Below are 16,287 nucleotides of genomic sequence, written 5' to 3'. Positions count from 1 at the left end.
AAGGAGGTGATCGTTCACCGAGTTACCTCGGTGAGCATTCAGCCTCATGCCGCCGCCTCCTCTGCGCTGAGCTGGGAGGAGACGATCTCCTGGTAGGTGGCATTGCCGGCGAGGAGCTCGTCGTGGGTGCCCTCGCCGACGACGGCGCCGTCCTCGAGGACGAGGATCTTGTCGGCGTCGCGGATGGTGGAGACGCGCTGGGCGACCACGATGACCGTGGCGTTGCGGGTCTCGGGGGCGAGCGCGGCCCGGAGCCGGGCGTCGGTCGCGACGTCGAGCGCGGAGAAGGAGTCGTCGAAGAGATAGATGTCGGGCCTCCTCACCAGCGCCCGGGCGATGGCCAGGCGTTGCCGCTGGCCACCGGAGACGTTGGTGCCGCCCTGGTCGATCTCGGCGTCGAGGCCGGTGCCGTCCTCGGGGGCCATCCGCTCGACGAAGTCACGCGCCTGGGCGACCTCGAGCGCATGCCAGAGCTCCTCGTCGGTGGCGTCCGGCTTGCCGTGGAGCAGGTTGGAGCGGACGGTGCCGGTGAAGAGGAACGCCTTCTGCGGCACCAGCCCGAGCGAGCTGCGCAGGGCGGCCGGGTCGAGGTCGCGTACGTCGATCCCACCCACGCGAACGGCTCCGGCCGTCGCGTCGAAGAGCCGCGGGATAAGGCCCAGAAGGGTGGTCTTGCCGGCGCCGGTGGAGCCGATGATCGCGACGGTCTGGCCGGGCCTGGCCTCGAAGGTGAGGTCGTGGAGAACGGGGTGGTCGGCACCGGGGTAGGTGAAGCCGGCCCCGGTGAAGTCGACGTGCCCGTGCCGGGAGATCTCGGTGACTCCCGCCGCCGGCGGGGTCACGCTGGTCTCGGTGTCGAGGACCTCGGCGATCCGGTCGGCGCAGACCGCGGCGCGCGGCACCTGCATGAGCATGAAGGTGCCCATCATGATCGACATCAGGATCTGCATCAGGTACTGCAGGAAAGCGGTCAGCGGGCCGACCTGCATCAACCCCTCGTCGACCCGGATGCCGCCGAACCAGATCACCGCGACGCTGGCGACGTTGATGACCAGCATCATCAGCGGGAACATCGTCGACATCCAGCGCCCGGCCCGCAGCGCGACGTCGGTGAGCTCGTCGTTGGCCTTCGCGAAGCGCTCGGTCTCCTGACGCTCGCGGACGAACGCGCGGATCACCCGGATGCCGGTGATCTGCTCACGCAGGATGCGGTTGACCGCGTCGATGCGCTCCTGCACCTTGCGGAAGTTGGGGACCATGCCGCGCACGACCACGGTCATGGAGATGAGCAGCACGGGGATGACGACCGCGAGCAGCCAGGAGAGCCCGGCGTCCACGCGGATCGCCATCGCGACGCCGCCGATCATCATCATCGGCACCATCACCGCGAGCGTGCAGGTGAGCACGGCGAGCATCTGGACCTGCTGGACGTCGTTGGTGGTCCGGGTGATCAGCGACGGGGCGCCGAAGCGGCCGACCTCGCGAGCGCTGAAGGAGCCGACCTTCGCGAAGATCGCCGCCCGCAGGTCGCGGCCGAAGCTCATCGAGCTCCGGGCGGCGAAGTAGACGCTGGTGATCGAGGCGAGGATCTGCACCAGCGCGACGCCGAGCATGATCGCGCCGATCTCGAGGATGTAGCCGGTGTCGCCCTTGGCCACGCCCTTGTCGATGATGTCGGCGTTCAGGCTGGGCAGCAGCATGAAGGCCGAGGTCGAGAAGAGCTGCAGGATCGCGATGACGACCAGGAATCTCTTGTACGGGAGCAGGTAATCCCGCAGCAGTCGGAGAAGCATTCAGTCATTCCCTCTGGTCAGGCTGTGCTTGATGAGAATCCCCCCGAGCAGCACGTCGATGACGTCCTCGCTGCTCAACGGCTGATTCGTTCGGTTCAGACCGGGGAGCAAGGCCCCGATCGTGAGGCTGCGCAGCACCAGCGCGGCCTTGCGCGGCGGCAGCCGCAGCTCGTTGACGTGCGGCTCGAAGACGAGCCTGGTCAGGTTGTCGACGAGGGCCTTGTTGGCCTCGATGAGGAACTTCGGAGGACCGTGCTGCGGACGTACGCCCTCGGGGTCGGGCTGCTCCATCACCGCCGAGCGCACCGCCATCATGACGAGGACGCCTCGCTGGGAGGACGCGGTGAGCAGGTCGATGACGGCCCGGAGCTTGTCCTCGATGTCCGTCTTGCCCTCGACGACGTCGGCCATCGACTGGCCGGCCCGGACGGGGTTGAAGACGTTCTCGGCGACGGCCCGGTAGAGCTCCCGCTTGTCGCGGAAGTGCCGGAAGATGGTGCCTTCGGCGACTCCGGACGCCTCGGCGATGAGCCTGGTCGTCGTTGCCGTGCCGTGCTCGATCAGCAGCGCCTCGGTCGCCGCGATGATCGCTGCGCGCCGGTCTGCTGCGGGAATCGGCTTGGCCCGCGTACGTCGTTCGTCCACGTTGACGAGCGTAAGTGAGTGAGCACTCACTCGCAAACCAATTATTGGGGGGATGGTCCCGCCAAACCCTGTTCGCACCGATGCCGACTAGGGCATGCTGGGACGCTATGTCGGGCCGACAAGGGCCATGGCAGCGGTGGTCCCGACAATCTCGGCCACCGGATCCGGAATGGAGACAGCATGCGTAGGTTGTTGACAGGCGCGACCGCGGTCGCGCTGGGGGTCACCGGCACCCTCGTCATGGCGAACTCGGGCAACGCCACCTCCGACCAGGAGGTCCGCTATGTCGTGGCATATGCCGAGGGATCCTCGGCCGCCAGCGCCCGTGCCGCGGTGAAGGCCGCGGGGGGCGAGATCGTCTCGGAGAACAGTGACATCGGCGTCGCCACGGTCACCGCGGGCGAGGACTTCGCCCGGGCGGCGAACGCCTCGAGCGCCCTCGTCGGCGCCGCCCAGGACAGGATCGTGGGCGCCACCACCCCTGACGCGGCGAGCAAGGCCCGCAAGCAGGAGGTGTCGAAGGTCGAGACCGAGTTCCGTGGCACCAAGGGCAGCGCACCGAAGGCGCCGAAGCACAAGCCCAAGACCGAGCCGCTCTCCGGCCTGCAGTGGGACATGGCCCAGATCGACGCCGCGGCGGCCAACAAGACCGAGCGCGGCAAGGGTGTCCGCGTCGGCATCCTGGACACCGGTGTCGACGGGTCGCACCCCGACATCGCCCCCAACTTCGACGCGAAGCTGAGCCGCAACTTCACCACCGACATCCCGGTCGACGCCAACGGCGCCGCGGTCGACGGTCCGTGTGAGGACGAGCCCGACGCCTCCTGCACGGACGCGGCCGACGTCGACGAGAACGGCCACGGTACCCACGTCGCCTCGACCATCGCCTCGCCGGTCAACGGCGTCGGCATCTCCGGCGTCGCCCCGCAGGCCGACATCGTCAACCTGCGCGCCGGCCAGGACTCCGGCTACTTCTTCCTGCAGCCGTCGGTCGACGCGCTGACCTACGCCGGCCGCAACGGCATCGACGTGGTCAACATGAGCTACTACGTCGACCCGTGGCTGTTCAACTGCACCAACCACCCGGCCGACTCCGCCGCGGACCAGGCCGAGCAGGTCACGATCATCACCGCGATGCAGCGTGCCCTCGACTACGCCCGCGCCCGTGGCGTCACCCTCGTCGCGGCCGCCGGCAACCAGGCGATCGACTACACCAAGCCGCAGACCGACGCGAGCAGCCCCGACTACGCCAGCGAGCCCGGCGAGGCCGCCTACGTCCGTGACCTGCTCGACCCGGAGTCGTGCGTCTCGATGCCCACCGAGGGCAACGGGGTCATCGCGGTCAGCGCCACCGGTCCGTCCGAGCGCAAGTCCTACTACTCCAGCTACGGCGACGGCTTCGTCGACGTCGCGGCACCTGGTGGGGATGCGTACGACACCGCGGACGGGACGCGCGACTACGCCGCCACCATCCTGGCCGCCTACCCCTACGACCTGGGCGTGGCCGAGGGTGCGATCGACCCGGCGACCGGCGAGGTCCTGGTGCCGTGGGCGGTCTCGGACTGCTCCAGCGGTGAGTGCTCCTACTACCAGTACCTGCAGGGCACCTCGATGGCCTCCCCGCACGCCGCTGGTGTGGCCGCGCTGATCGTCGGCAAGTACGGCAAGCACGACCGCTCCGGCAAGACCCTCTCGCCCCGTACGGTCGAGAAGATCCTGCGCTGGTCGGCCACCGACAAGGCCTGCCCGGTGCCGGCCGACTTCACCTACGTACGCCACCTGCCCAACGGCACGACGGCGACCTCCACCCACACCTGTGAGGGTGGCAAGGCGCCGAACGGCTTCTACGGCAGCGGCATCGTCAACGCGAAGGCGGCGGTCGGCCGACGCTGATCACCTCCTTCGACCCGGCCCGGATGCTCATCTCGAGCATCCGGGCCGTTCCATTCCTTTAAGGTTCGGCCATGCAGAGTTGGTTGGTGGCGCACTGGGTCGAGATCGCCGGGGTGGTCACCGGGGCGGCATGCGTGATCCTGGCGGCGCGGCGGAGCATGTGGACCTATCCGATCGGGATCGCGAACACCGCGCTCTACCTGGTCGTCTTCGCCGAGAGCGCGCTCTATGCCGACGCGGCACTGCAGGTCATGTTCATGGTGCTCTCGGTGACCGGCTGGGTCGACTGGGCGCTGGCCCGGAGGCGGGAGTCGGCGGCGCACCTGCGCCGTGACGAGGCGTTCGTCGGGGTCGCCTCGGCCGGGACCCTCCTGCTCATGGCGCTCGGGTTCGTGGTGGCGCTGGCGGCGATCGCGTACGTCCTGCACGCCTTCACCGACTCCACCACCGAGGTCCCGGACGCCGCCGTCACCGCGGGCAGCGTGATCGCGCAGATCATGCTCAACCGGCGCTGGTGGCAGTGCTGGCTGGTCTGGCTGGCCGTCGACGTCGTCTCCGTCGGCCTGTACGCCTACAAGGGGCTGTGGCCGACCGCGGTGCTCTACCTCGGCTTCTGTGTGATCGTCCTGGTCGCGCTGCGGGACTGGCGCCGGGTGCTGGTCCCGACCCGCGAGCCGGAGGTCGCGGGTGTCTGAGAGGTCTTTCCAACACGGGTTGGTGCTCGGGAAGTTCTATCCGTTCCACGCAGGCCACCAGGCGCTCATCCGGACCGCGCTGCGGGCCTGCGACCGGGTCACCGTCGAGCTCCTCGGCTCGCAGGTGGAGACCATCCCGCTCGAGGTGCGCGCGGAGTGGCTGCGCGAGGAGCACCCGACCGCCCACGTGGTCGCCGCGATGGACGAGGCGAGGGTCGACTTCGACGACCCGGCGGCGTGGGACGAGCACATGGTCGTCATCTCCGAGCTGCTCCCGGCCCCGGTCGACGCGGTCTTCTCCTCCGACGCCTACGGCGAGGAGCTCGCCCGGCGGCTGGACGCGACCTGGGTCCAGGTCGACCCGGGGAGGGCCTTCAACGCGGTCTCCGGCACCGCGATCCGTCGCGACCCGACCGCCCACTGGGCCGAGCTGCCCGCCCCGGTCCGTGCCTGGCTCACCGAGCGCGTCGTCGTGCTCGGAGCGGAGTCGACCGGGACCACGACGCTGGCTTCGAGACTGGCCGTCGACCTGGGGACACACTGCGTCCCGGAGTACGGCCGGCTCTGGTCCGAGATCCGCCCCGGCGGCCTGTTCACGCCCTGGCGCAGCGACGAGTTCGACCTGATCGTGGACCGGCAGATCGGCTGGGAGGACGCCGCCCGGCGCCGGGTGCCGAAGCCCGTCCTGGTCTGCGACACCGACGTGCTGGCGACGACGCTGTGGCACGAGCGCTACGTCGGCCCGACACCCGCTCACCTGGTGGCCCGCGCCACCGCACACAGTCCGGTCGCCTACGTCCTGGCCGGGGACGAGATCGACTTCGTGCAGGATGGGATGCGCGACGGCGAGCACGTCCGGCACGGGATGCAGGAGCGGTTCCGCGAGGTGCTGGCCGGCCAGCCGGTGCCGTGGATCGAGGTCCGCGGCAGCGTGGCCGAACGCCTCGCCGCGACCCACGAGTTCCTCGAGCCGCTGCTCGGGCGAAGCAACCGGATCGGCCCGTCATTGGAGGAGCTCGAAAGATGAGTGATCGTTGGCAGAAGACGTCGGCCTCGCCGACGGTGCCGCACGTCCAGCACGGTGGGCCGCGTGACGGGCTGACCGCCGCCGACCTCTTCAGGTCTCCGGACGAGACCGTGGCGCTGGACGAGAAGCTGCGGCGTACGTACTTCTGGCTGGTCAACAAGGCCGTGATCTCGCCGTTCTACGACGTCGAGTTCGACGCCGCGAAGGCCAACCGGTTCCCGCTCGGCGACGCCGGGGCGGAGATCACGCTGCCGACCCAGCCGGCCTACTCCTCCAACGTTCTGCTGCCGCTGCTCACCTTCGCGGTCGGCGGGAAGTGCCTGATGGTCGGCGGGCCCGGACGCGGCAAGACGACGCTCGCGGTGCTGATGGGCGTGCTGTCCGGGGCGGCCCCGGAGGACGTACGCCGCCACCTGCAGCAGGGGCAGCCGCAGCTGACCGTGTCGGACCTGGTCGGGCTGCCGCTGCCGCGTGACCTCGTGGCGGCGGGGTCGCTCGCGGAGATCACGATCGCCTGGAAGTCGTGGCTGACTGAGAAGGTCAAGATCGTCGACGAGTACAACCGCATCCCCACCAAGACCCAGTCGGCGCTGCTGACGATGGTCGCCGAGGGGTATGTGGAGAGCCATGACCAGCTGCGCAGGACGGCTCCGGCGGAGGGCGTCGAGAGCTGGTTCTTCACCGCCAACGACGACTCCGGCGGCGGCACCTTCCAGGTCATCCAGGCCCTCAAGGACCGACTCGACGTCACCGTCCAGGCCTTCGGCTTCAACGGCCGCTTCTTCGACGAGCTGGTCACCCGGGTCGAGGCCGGCGAGCGCCCCGAGGAGCACGTCCCGTCCTCGCTGGTCTTCTCCCCCGACGAGCAGTCGACGATGCTGGCCGCGATCCGGGCGGTGCCGCTGCCCGCGGACGTACGCCGGAAGCTGGAGTACTTCACCGGGCAGTTCGAGTTCGTGCAGCACGGCGGGCGGCGCTTCGAGTACCGCACCAAGGACGTCGTCGCGACCGCCGGCGGCGACGTGAGCGCGGTCATCGACGCCAACTCCGGCGCCGACCTGGTCGTCGATCTCGGCGCGCAGACCCTCAACGGACTCTCCGTCCGAGCCCTGCAGACCCTGATCCTGTACGCCAAGGCCTCGGCCTGGTTCCGCGGCGCCTCGTCCGTCGGGCTCGACGACGTGCGTGCCATGGTGCCGTTCGTGCTCCGCGGGAAGCTGCTGCCCAACCCGCAGCACCCGCGTTTCGAGGCCGGCGACAAGGAGCTCGCCCACGACCCCGCCTCCTGGCTCGTCGACCTCTTCGACACCGCGATGAAGCAGTTCGTCGCGCTCGGTCTCGAAGCTGCCGACCCCGTCGGCGACCTGCTCGCCGAGCTCGGCGGCGGGCTGGACGGGCTCGACCGGCTGACCGTCTCGCAGCGGCTGACCCGGATCGAGTCGGAGGTCGGCCGGATCTCGAAGGTCGGCAAGATCTACGGCCGCGACTACGACGACCTGGTCGCGCTGAAGTATCTCCACCAGCGCTACTCCAACTACCTCCACTGGCTGGAGGGGGCGTGATCCGGCGGCCCGGGCACTCGGTCAACGCATCGTCCCGGCGCGAGCCGGTGAACCTGCCGGTCGTCGCCGGCCTCGACCTGGAGCTCGCCGAGACCAACGTCGCGCGCTGGGGCGGGGACACCGGACTCTTCGGTACGTCGCTGGCGGCCGGCTTGTCCGCCGGCCGCACACCCGAGGCCGCGGCGGTCCAGGACCTGGCGGCCGTCGCCGCCTGGCGAGCGGGAGTCATCGGGCTGCGTACGGACGCCCTCCGGGCGCTGTCGGCCGGAGTCGATGCCGGGCTGACCGATGCGCTCGGCGCGACGCTCGGGATGCCGGGCGCCGAGGTGGCCGGATTCGCCGAGGGGCAGCGTACGGACCGATTCTTCTGGCCCGCCTGGCAGCACCTCGGGCGTGCTTATCTGATCGCCCGGATCGGCGGGTTCGCGGGGCTCGGCGGGCCCTGGCTGGCGCATCCCGGTGACGTCATCGCGGCGGGTGAGGGGCGGTGGCTGGTGGAGGTCGGCGAGGAGCTGTGGCAGGTCGACGCCGACCTGTTCGGCCACTCGGTCTCCCTGGCGGGCGACGATCCGGCGGACTCTGACGCAGGCACCGCCGGCATCCGGGTGGTCAGCGTGCCCACGTCCTACCTGCTCGAGGTCGTGCGGGAGGCGGCGTGAGGGCACCGACCGCGGCGGAGCGCGAGGCCTGGGAGGAGGCCCTCGACCTGTGGGGCGTGGACCTCCACGACCCGGTCGTGCACACCCGCTCCAAGGAGCGCAGCTTCGCCTGGTTCGGGTTCCCGCCGGAGGTCAACGTCGACCCCGGCGAGCTCGTCCGCCACGGCGGAGAAGGGCATCTGACCAGCGTCTTCGCTCACGAGATCGGTCACCACGTGCTCTCCCCGAGCACCCGGGTCGACTCGCTGAAGATCCGTCAGCAGATGGCCCGGGTGATCGACCTCTACGACCGGCAGCACCGCCTCGACCTGGCCGCGGCGAGCGGGTTCTGCGCCAACCTGTGGTCCGACATGCTGATCAACGACCGGGTGATGCAGCTGCAGCGCGCTCGGCTCGCCCCGGACGACACCCCCGACATAGTGCAGCTCACCCGGGCCCTCGCGGCGCCCGCGCTGGCCAAGGGTCTGCGCGGCGCCGACGACAACGAGCTGTGGTGGGTGGTGCAGCGGGCGTACGAGCTGCTCTGGCGGCTCCCCGAGGGCACCCTGGCCTGGCCGGAGGCTCCGACAGGGTGGAAGGCGGCCTACGAGCGAGAGATCCAGCGCCTCCGGCAGCAGGTCAAGAACCAGCGCCGCAAGGGCCTCCCCAAGGAGCGCGCCGACCGGTGGCGGGCCCAGCGCGAGGTGCAGCAGCGGGAGCGCGATCTCGCCGACCTCGAGTACGACCCGCGGGCCGGCCTCGACCCTGCTCATGACGCGACGACGGTGGCCGACGTGGTGCGTACGCTCGCCGCCGACCCGGTCAGCGGCGCGGTGCCCTGGGCGATGGTGATGGTGCCCTACCTGCTGCTCGGATTCCAGGACACCGGATGTCACGAGGAGTCGCCGGGAGCGCCCACCGCGGCCGAGCTCGCCGGCGCGATCGGTGACCCGCGACTGCAGAAGCCCCTGGTCCATCCGGAGGACGCCGAGGTGGTCGTCGCGGAAGGCTCCGCGGGAGCCGCCGACGACGGCAGCGGGCAGGCCCTCGGCCTGGCCCGGACGCTGGAGCTGCTGGCCGGCGCCGACCCCAACGCGGTGATGGCGGCCTGGTACGAGGCCGAGGCCCGTCCGCACGTCGCACCGCTGGTGCAGCGCGGGCTCGCTCCCGCCGGGCCCGCGATCCCTGGTCCGTTGGAGGAGTGGGGGCTCGGCGACGACCTCGCCGAGCTGGACTGGCCGGCGACGCTGACCACGGGAGCGGTGTTCGTGCCGGGGGTGACCACTCGGCGGCGTACGTTCATCCCGGACGAGCCCGAGCCGGACGACGAGCCGGTACTGCTCGACCTCTACCTCGACTCCTCGGGGTCGATGACGCATCCGCAGCGCGGTTCGGCGGCGATCGTCGCCGGGACGATCCTGTCGCTCTCGGTGCTGCGTGGCGGCGGTCGCGTGCGCGTCACCTCGTGGAGCTCGGCCGGGCAGGTCGCCGGCGAGAGCACCTACACCCGCGACCGGGTCGAGATCATGCGCCAGCTGACCACCTACTTCGGCGGCGGCACGACCTTTCCCCTGGACCTCCTGCGGGCCCGCTACCCCGAGAGCCAGCGACCGGCCGAAGGGCAGCGCCACCTCGTCGTCCTCTCCGACGCCGGGCTCGACACGTTCCTGGGCCGCGGCCAGGAGGAGTACGCCGACGTCGCCGCCGACGTGCGGCGCGTGATCGACACCGGGTCACTGATGATCATCGGACACTGGCGCGGGCAGTCGCGCGAGCAGGCCGAGCGGCTCGGCTACGACGTCGCCGAGATCCCCGACGTGATGCAGGCGCCCGCGGCGTGCGCCGCGCTCGCCGCACGGATCGCCGCCTACACCCCGGAAGGAGCAGCCCGTGGCTGACGAGGAGCTGTTCGAGGCCTGGCTCGACGAGGAGCTCGATCTCGATGCCGCCTGGGACGGACTGACGCCTGGACCGACGGTCGACGAGGTGATGGCGCGGATCTCGACCACGCCGTCGTGGTTCCTCGACGAGGCCGTCGACGTCGTGGCGCTGGCGGGAGACGTGCTGGACGAGTCCGGTGGCCCGGTCATCGCGGCTGCCCGGAAGGCCTCGGCGACCTCGAAGGTCGTGGCACGGCAGAGCGCCGCGGTGGTGCTGTGGCTGGTCTCCTCCCAGGAGCTGGCCGGGCCGCTCTCGACCGCTCTCCGCGTCGACCGGCTCGACCGGGCACTGCTCGCGATGTCGCTGCGGCTCGCCGCGGTCGTCGAGCCGCAGCGATGGGTCGACGAGGCGGAGCGCCGCGAGGAGGCCGCACGCACTCTGCTGCTGTGGTGCGGCCAGTGGCCGGGCGGCGAGAGCGAGCAGAACGCCCGAGCCATCCTGTCCCGCCTCGACTCCGCCGCCCGCGCCGAGGCGCTCGAGCGGGCCCGGCGCGACCGCGAGCACCGATCCGAGATCCGGCGGCGGCTCGAGGAGGCCCGAGCGCGTGAGGCCGCCAGCCGCTACAGCCCGGAGTGACCGTGACGGAATCACCGAAGGACCCGCTTGACCTGGCCGAATACACCCCAATGGCCTCGGCGGCCCTCACCGACGCCGAACGCTGGCCGGGCCTGTCCGCCGCCGGATCCGCACGGCTGGCCGCGGCCGACGGCCATCCCGCGGCACCGGTCTGGCGGCACCGGGTCGGCCACCGGCTCACTCCGGCCGAGCAGGAGTCGGCCCGGTCACAGCTTCCGGTCACGGGCTGGCTCGAGGAGCATCTGGCCGTGGCACGGGAGCTGCCCGCGTACCGGCGGCATCGGGGGCCGCTCGACGCGCTCGGCGACTTCCCGCTGATCAACCGGCAGAACCTGGTCGACGACATCGGCGGGTTCGTGCCGCTGGACGCCGACTACGGGCGGATGCTGCACGGAACCTCCTCGGGGAGCACCGGCGCGGCGCTGGTGATGCCCGACGACCCCGACGAGCTGGCCCGCGGGTTCCACTGGCTGCGTGACATCGTCACCCGGCTGAGCGGCGGCTGGGCGCCGGATCCGGACCGGTTCGCCGTGGTGCAGGTCGTGTGGCAGCGCCAGGCGTTCACGTACGTCTCGGTCGCACCCGGCTTCGGCGAGAGCCTGGTGGCGCGCGTCAACCTGCATCCCGGCGAGTGGCAGACGGCGGACCAGCGGGCGTTCCTGCGTGACGCCGACCCGCAGGTGATCTCCGGGCATCCCACGTCCCTGGAGCACCTGCTCGACCTCCGTGACGTCGTACGCCCGATCGCGATCATCTCCTCGGCGATGGCGTTGAGCGCGACGCTGCGCGCGGACCTGGAGCACACCTTCGCGTGCCCGGTGATCGACGTCTACGGGCTGCACGAGACCCGGCCGGTGGCGGTCAGCACCGACGGCGGCCCGTTCGTCGTCGCCGACCGCCGGGTGCACGTCGAGATCCTCGGCCCCGACGGCTCCGCTCTTTCCGAGGGCGAGATCGGCGAGATCGTCGTCACCGCAGGTGAGAACGCCTTTCTGCCGCTGGTCCGCTACCGCACCGGTGACACCGGCCGTCTGGTCCGCGTCGGCGGCAGGCTCGCGATCGATGCCCTCGAGGGGCGCGAGGCCACCGTCTTCACCACCCCGTCAGGCGCCTCGGTCCCCTGCGTCGACCTCACCCAGCACCTCCAGGACGCCGGCGCCCGCGGCTGGTCGGTCGAGCAGGCCGCCGACGGCACAGTCGTCGCGACCATCGCCGGCGGCGACGCGGCCCTCGCCACCGAACGCCTCGCCACCATGCTCGCCCGCGACGTCACCGTCCACCGCGTCGAGACCCTCGCCGACCTGAGCGAGGGCAAGCCCCGCCGCTACCGGTCTAGCGCCACGCGCTGAGCAGGTCGTCGGCAGTCCAGACCTTCGCGAACGCCGCCCCCGGCTCGGCACCAGCCGGACAGACTCCCACCAGATCTGTAAGCGGGTCGGCGCCTGGCACTGCAGCCGAGTCCTGCGCCAGCTGATGCAGGTCGCGCTCGCTCAGTGGCTTGTCCGAACGCCACTTCACCGTGCCTACGAACGCGATCTGATGTGCCGGGCGCGTGTTGGCACCCACCAGATCGATCTCCGGATTGTTGCTGCGCGGCCACCACCCGCCGACGGCTCGCACGTCGGGCCAGTCCTCACGCCCCAGCCTGAAGACGGCATCGCGTACGACCGGTTCGATCACCCGACCGCGCCACGACGTGTAGCCGGTTCGCACCCTCGCGAGCGCCACGTCCGGGCGGCCAGAGTCGACATCGAGCAGAGACGGCTCGACGAACGCCAGCCAGAACTTCAAGGCCGGATCGGCGATCCGGTAACGCCGGTCCTTCGGCGCGGATCTGGTCGAGAGCGGCTCGTCGGCCGCGGTCACCCGCTTGTCCGCCAGGAGGGCCAAGGTGCGCGTGAGGGTTGCGCTGACCGCGGCGGGCCCGAGGATGCCTCGCTGGATCGAGGTGAAGGTTCGCTCGCCCAGTCCGCCGATCGCCCGGAGCACCTGGCGAGCGGTGCTTCCTTCGCCGAACTCGGAGTCGAGGATCCGAGACCCATGGACCAGCAACGCACTGGTCGAGTGGCTGAAGCTGTCTGCGAGGAAGTCGTCGAGGGTCATCCCCGGCTCCCACTCCTGCGCCACCAAGGGCTGGCCGCCGGTCACCAGATGGGCATCGAAGGCATCGACACCGTGCGTTCCGGTCATCTCCGCGACGTCGCTCGGCGACAACGAGTGCAGCACCATCTCGGTGGCTCGTCCGTGGAACGGCTCCTCGGGACCGGTCAGCCGCTCCATCATCCCGAGATCGCTGCCGAGCAGAAGGAGCATGACCGGTTTGCGGGACAGATGCAGATCCCAGGCGCGCTGCAGCTCACCGGCACCTCCCGACGTGGCCTCCAGGAGCCAGGGGATCTCGTCGAGGATGACCACCGATGCGCGGTCTTCGGGAAGCAACGTCGCGAGCTGTTGGAGGGCGGTCGACAGGCTCTGCGACGACATGCCCCGGGCGAGATCGGCCAGCGGCAGATTCGAAGCCGCGATCGCCTCGTAGAACGACGCAAGCTCCTGAGCCAGGGAGGCCCCTCGGGCGGCTTGAAAGTGGACGTACGGCACCTGGTGCCGAGCGACGAACTCGGCTGCCAGACGCGACTTTCCGACGCGCCGCCGGCCACGGATCAGCACCGCCGCCCCACGATCGAGCCGCCTGCCGCGCGTGACGGCCGCGAACTCACGGTCGAGTGCAGCCAGCTCTCGAGCTCGCCCGACGAACATGGATCACCTCACACCCTCCAAAAATACTTTCACCGATGATTGTATCGCAAGTGAAAGTATTCTCGATAGACCCTTAGCGAGTCTCCCGGATGACCGCCACCTGACCCGCGCGGACCAGGTGCGGGCCGCCCTCGTTACCGGAGAGCAGGTCGGTGCCGCGCACGGGGACGATGACCGCCTCGTGGGTGTGGTTGATGACGAAGACGTACGTCCCCTGCTCACCGACCCGCCGGATCGCCTCGACGCCCTCGGGGAGGCCCCCGACGACCGGCTTGGTCGTGGTGAAGATTTGGGTGGCCAGGGTGTCGAGGGCGTCGGGAGCGAGCTCGGTGCCGACGTACCAGGCGGCGCCCTTGCCCACGCGTCGACGTGTGACGGCCGGGTCGCCGGCACAGTCGCCGGTGGCGTACGCGGCCACGACATCGGCCCCGACCGCGCGGCCGCGCTCGCTCCAGATCGCGCCGGAGCCGTAGGCGGTCAGCGGGATCTCGTCGCCCTCGGGAAGCGGGCAGAACTCCTCGATCCGGACCCCGAGAAGATCCGACAGCGCGCCCGGGTAGCCGCCCAGCCGGATGTGGTCGTGCTCGTCGACGATCCCGGTGAAGTAGGTGGCGACCAGCGTGCCGCCGGCCTCGACGAAGGTGGTGAGCCGGTCGACGGTCGTCTCGGAGAGCAGGTACTGCACGGGCAGCACCACGACGTCGTAGCCGTCGAGCGGGTCGGCGACGCCGACGATGTCCACACCGAGGTTGCGTGCCCAGCAGGCCTTGTGCCAGGCGCGGGCGGTCGCCATCGGGTCGACGTCGACCGACGGGTGCGAGTCGAAGGTCGCCGCCCACCACGAGTCCCAGTCGAAGACGATCGCGACGCTCGCCTGCTCCACCCGGGTGCCGGCGACCTCCGCGATCGCGGAGAGATCAGCCCCGAGGCGTACGACGTCTCGCCACAGCCGGCTCTCGGTGCCGGCGTGCGGGACCATCGCCGAGTGGAACTTCTCCGCGCCACCGCGCGAGGCGCGCCACTGGAAGAACAGGGCGCCGTCCGCGCCGCGGGCGACGTGCTGGAAGGAGTTGCGACGCATCTCGCCGGCGGTCTTGGCGATGTTGCGCGGCTGCCAGTTGACCGCGGAGGTGGAGTGCTCCATCAGCAGCCACGGTTCACCGCGGGCCCAGGAGCGGGTCAGGTCGGCGGTCATCGCGAGCTGCGGGGTGCGGTCCTCGTCGGCGGCGGCGAGGTAGTGGTCGTTGGAGACGAGGTCCCCGACATCGACCCAGCTCCGGTAGTCGAGCGACTTGCGGAACCCCATGAAGTTGGTGGTCAGCGGCTTGTCGGAGTGCGCCCGCACCGCCGCGGCCTCGACCCGGTAGAGGTCGCGGATCTCGTCGGAGCAGAACCGCCACCAGTCGAGCTGCTGTCCGGGGTTGGCGAAGTTGCCGTAGGAGACCTGTCGCGGCGGCCCGATCTGGTCCCAGCGGGTGTAGCCCTGGCTCCAGAAGGCCGTCGCCCACGCCTCGTTGAGTCTCTCGACCGCGCCGTAGCGCTCCTGCAGCCAGTGCCGGAAGGCCACCGCGCTGGCATCGCAGTAGCAGTGGTCGTTGTGGCAGCCGTACTCGTTGTTGACGTGCCACATCGCCACCGCCGGATGGTCGTCGTAACGCTTGACCAGCTCGGCGATGAGGGTCGTGGCGGCATCGCGGTAGGCGACCGAGGAGGGACAGTACGCCTGGCGCGCACCGAACGCGCGCGGGTTGCCGATCTGGTCGACGAGCGTCGATTCCGGGTGACGCTCGAGGAACCACGGCGGCGGGCTCGCGGTCGCGGTCGCCAGGTCCACGGCGATCCCGCCGGCGTGCAGCTTGTCGAGCACCCGGTCGAGCCAGCCGAAGTCGTACGTCCCCGGCTCGGGCTCCAGCAGGGCCCAGGAGAAGATCCCCACGCTGACCAGGTTGACCCCGGCCTCCCGCATGAGGCGTACGTCCTCGTCCCAGACCTCCTCCGGCCACTGCTCCGGGTTGTAGTCGGCGCCGTAGGCGATCCGCCCGCCGAGCGCCTCGGTGACCTGTTCCATCCCCCTCACGGGGCCAGCCGCTCGGTGCGCCAACTCTCGCCCTCGCGCAGGTAGACGAGCCGGTCGTGCATCCGCCCGGGCCGTCCCTGCCAGAACTCGACCCGCTCCGGCTCGACGCGGTAGCCGCCCCACTCCTCCGGTACCGGGACCGGCTGACCCTCGAACTGCGCCTCGATCCGCTCGTACGCCGCCTCCAGCTCCTCGCGCCCGGCGACGACCCGGCTCTGGTGGGAGGCGTGCGCGCCGAGCTGGGAGCCGCGCGGACGCTGGGAGAAGTAGGCTTCGACATCCTCCCGGGAGAGCTCGTGGGCGCGCCCGTCGATGCGTACCTGTCTCTCCAGCGGATGCCACGGGAAGAGCACCGCGCAGCGCGGGTTGTGCCCGAGGTCGGAGCCCTTGCGGGAGGCGGTGTTGGTGAAGAAGGTGAAGCCCTCGGTCGAGAAGCCCTTCAGCAGCACGGTCCGCGACGAGGGTGCGCCGGCAGCCGAGACGGTGGAGACCACCATCGCGTTGGGCTCGACGATGCCCGCGTCGCGAGCCTCGGCGTACCACCTCTCGAACATCAGGAACGGGTCGGTCGCGAGGTCGTCCTCGTGCAGCCCGCTGCGGGTGTAGTTCTCTCGTGCTGCCGCCAGCTCAGCCGCCAGATCCATGCCGTCGAGCCTATCTTCTGGGCGGGTGGGGCAGAATGC

General features: G+C 70.6%; 13 protein-coding genes. 8 read left to right on the top strand and 5 right to left on the bottom strand.

The features are described 5' to 3' along the window. Nucleotides 1-44: 44 nt before the first annotated feature. Nucleotides 45-1,793, bottom strand: a complete 1,749-nt coding sequence (locus ACIRON_RS22060) for an ABC transporter ATP-binding protein (RefSeq protein ID WP_402995495.1) — start codon at nucleotides 1,791-1,793, stop codon at nucleotides 45-47. Then, nucleotides 1,794-2,438: a TetR/AcrR family transcriptional regulator gene (locus ACIRON_RS22055; RefSeq protein ID WP_402995493.1), complete on the bottom strand. Its 645-nt coding sequence runs from the start codon at nucleotides 2,436-2,438 to the stop codon at nucleotides 1,794-1,796. Between the two features lie 180 nt (nucleotides 2,439-2,618). On the opposite strand from ACIRON_RS22055, the gene ACIRON_RS22050 reads away from it, so the two are divergent. From ACIRON_RS22050 to ACIRON_RS22015, 8 genes are all read left to right on the top strand, one after another. Continuing rightward, complete coding sequence (locus ACIRON_RS22050; RefSeq protein WP_402995491.1) at nucleotides 2,619-4,331, top strand: S8 family peptidase; 1,713 nt, start codon at nucleotides 2,619-2,621, stop codon at nucleotides 4,329-4,331. 71 nt (nucleotides 4,332-4,402) lie between these two features. Continuing rightward, on the top strand, nucleotides 4,403-5,026 hold the full coding sequence (gene pnuC, locus ACIRON_RS22045) for a nicotinamide riboside transporter PnuC (RefSeq protein ID WP_402995489.1): 624 nt from the start codon (nucleotides 4,403-4,405) through the stop codon (nucleotides 5,024-5,026). Continuing rightward, on the top strand, nucleotides 5,019-6,053 hold the full coding sequence (locus ACIRON_RS22040) for an AAA family ATPase (protein ID WP_402995487.1): 1,035 nt from the start codon (nucleotides 5,019-5,021) through the stop codon (nucleotides 6,051-6,053). Before pnuC ends, ACIRON_RS22040 begins: the two co-directional genes overlap by 8 nt. After that, nucleotides 6,050-7,615 (top strand): hypothetical protein, encoded by a 1,566-nt coding sequence (locus ACIRON_RS22035; RefSeq protein ID WP_402995485.1) that lies wholly within the window; start codon nucleotides 6,050-6,052, stop codon nucleotides 7,613-7,615. Before ACIRON_RS22040 ends, ACIRON_RS22035 begins: the two co-directional genes overlap by 4 nt. Continuing rightward, nucleotides 7,612-8,274, top strand: coding sequence for a hypothetical protein (locus tag ACIRON_RS22030; protein ID WP_402995483.1), 663 nt, complete (start codon nucleotides 7,612-7,614; stop codon nucleotides 8,272-8,274). The genes ACIRON_RS22035 and ACIRON_RS22030 overlap by 4 nt, the downstream gene beginning before the upstream one ends. Beyond that, nucleotides 8,271-10,151: a hypothetical protein gene (locus ACIRON_RS22025; protein ID WP_402995481.1), complete on the top strand. Its 1,881-nt coding sequence runs from the start codon at nucleotides 8,271-8,273 to the stop codon at nucleotides 10,149-10,151. The genes ACIRON_RS22030 and ACIRON_RS22025 overlap by 4 nt, the downstream gene beginning before the upstream one ends. Continuing rightward, nucleotides 10,144-10,770, top strand: a complete 627-nt coding sequence (locus ACIRON_RS22020; RefSeq protein WP_402995479.1) for a hypothetical protein — start codon at nucleotides 10,144-10,146, stop codon at nucleotides 10,768-10,770. Before ACIRON_RS22025 ends, ACIRON_RS22020 begins: the two co-directional genes overlap by 8 nt. 2 nt (nucleotides 10,771-10,772) lie before the next feature. Next, nucleotides 10,773-12,119 (top strand): hypothetical protein, encoded by a 1,347-nt coding sequence (locus tag ACIRON_RS22015; RefSeq protein WP_402995477.1) that lies wholly within the window; start codon nucleotides 10,773-10,775, stop codon nucleotides 12,117-12,119. Here ACIRON_RS22015 and ACIRON_RS22010 read toward each other — a convergent pair. The 3 genes from ACIRON_RS22010 to pdxH all read right to left on the bottom strand — a co-directional run bounded on the left by ACIRON_RS22010 (nucleotide 12,103) and on the right by pdxH (nucleotide 16,248). Then, a complete protein-coding gene (locus tag ACIRON_RS22010) occupies nucleotides 12,103-13,527 on the bottom strand; it encodes an ATP-binding protein (protein ID WP_402995475.1) in 1,425 nt (474 codons plus the stop codon). The two genes, ACIRON_RS22015 and ACIRON_RS22010, sit on opposite strands and share 17 nt — an antisense overlap. Before the next feature lie 73 nt (nucleotides 13,528-13,600). Beyond that, nucleotides 13,601-15,595: a beta-galactosidase gene (locus ACIRON_RS22005; protein WP_402995473.1), complete on the bottom strand. Its 1,995-nt coding sequence runs from the start codon at nucleotides 15,593-15,595 to the stop codon at nucleotides 13,601-13,603. 5 nt (nucleotides 15,596-15,600) lie between these two features. Further along, nucleotides 15,601-16,248 carry a pyridoxamine 5'-phosphate oxidase gene (pdxH, locus tag ACIRON_RS22000; protein ID WP_402995471.1) on the bottom strand — a complete coding sequence of 216 codons (648 nt, stop codon included), beginning with the start codon at nucleotides 16,246-16,248 and terminating at the stop codon, nucleotides 15,601-15,603. Nucleotides 16,249-16,287: the final 39 nt, after the last annotated feature.

The sequence above is a fragment of the Nocardioides sp. NPDC101246 genome, assembly GCF_044767415.1.
GTDB lineage: Bacteria > Actinomycetota > Actinomycetes > Propionibacteriales > Nocardioidaceae > Nocardioides.
Note: the sequence above shows the minus strand (reverse complement) of the source record. Positions and strands in the feature narration are given on the sequence as shown.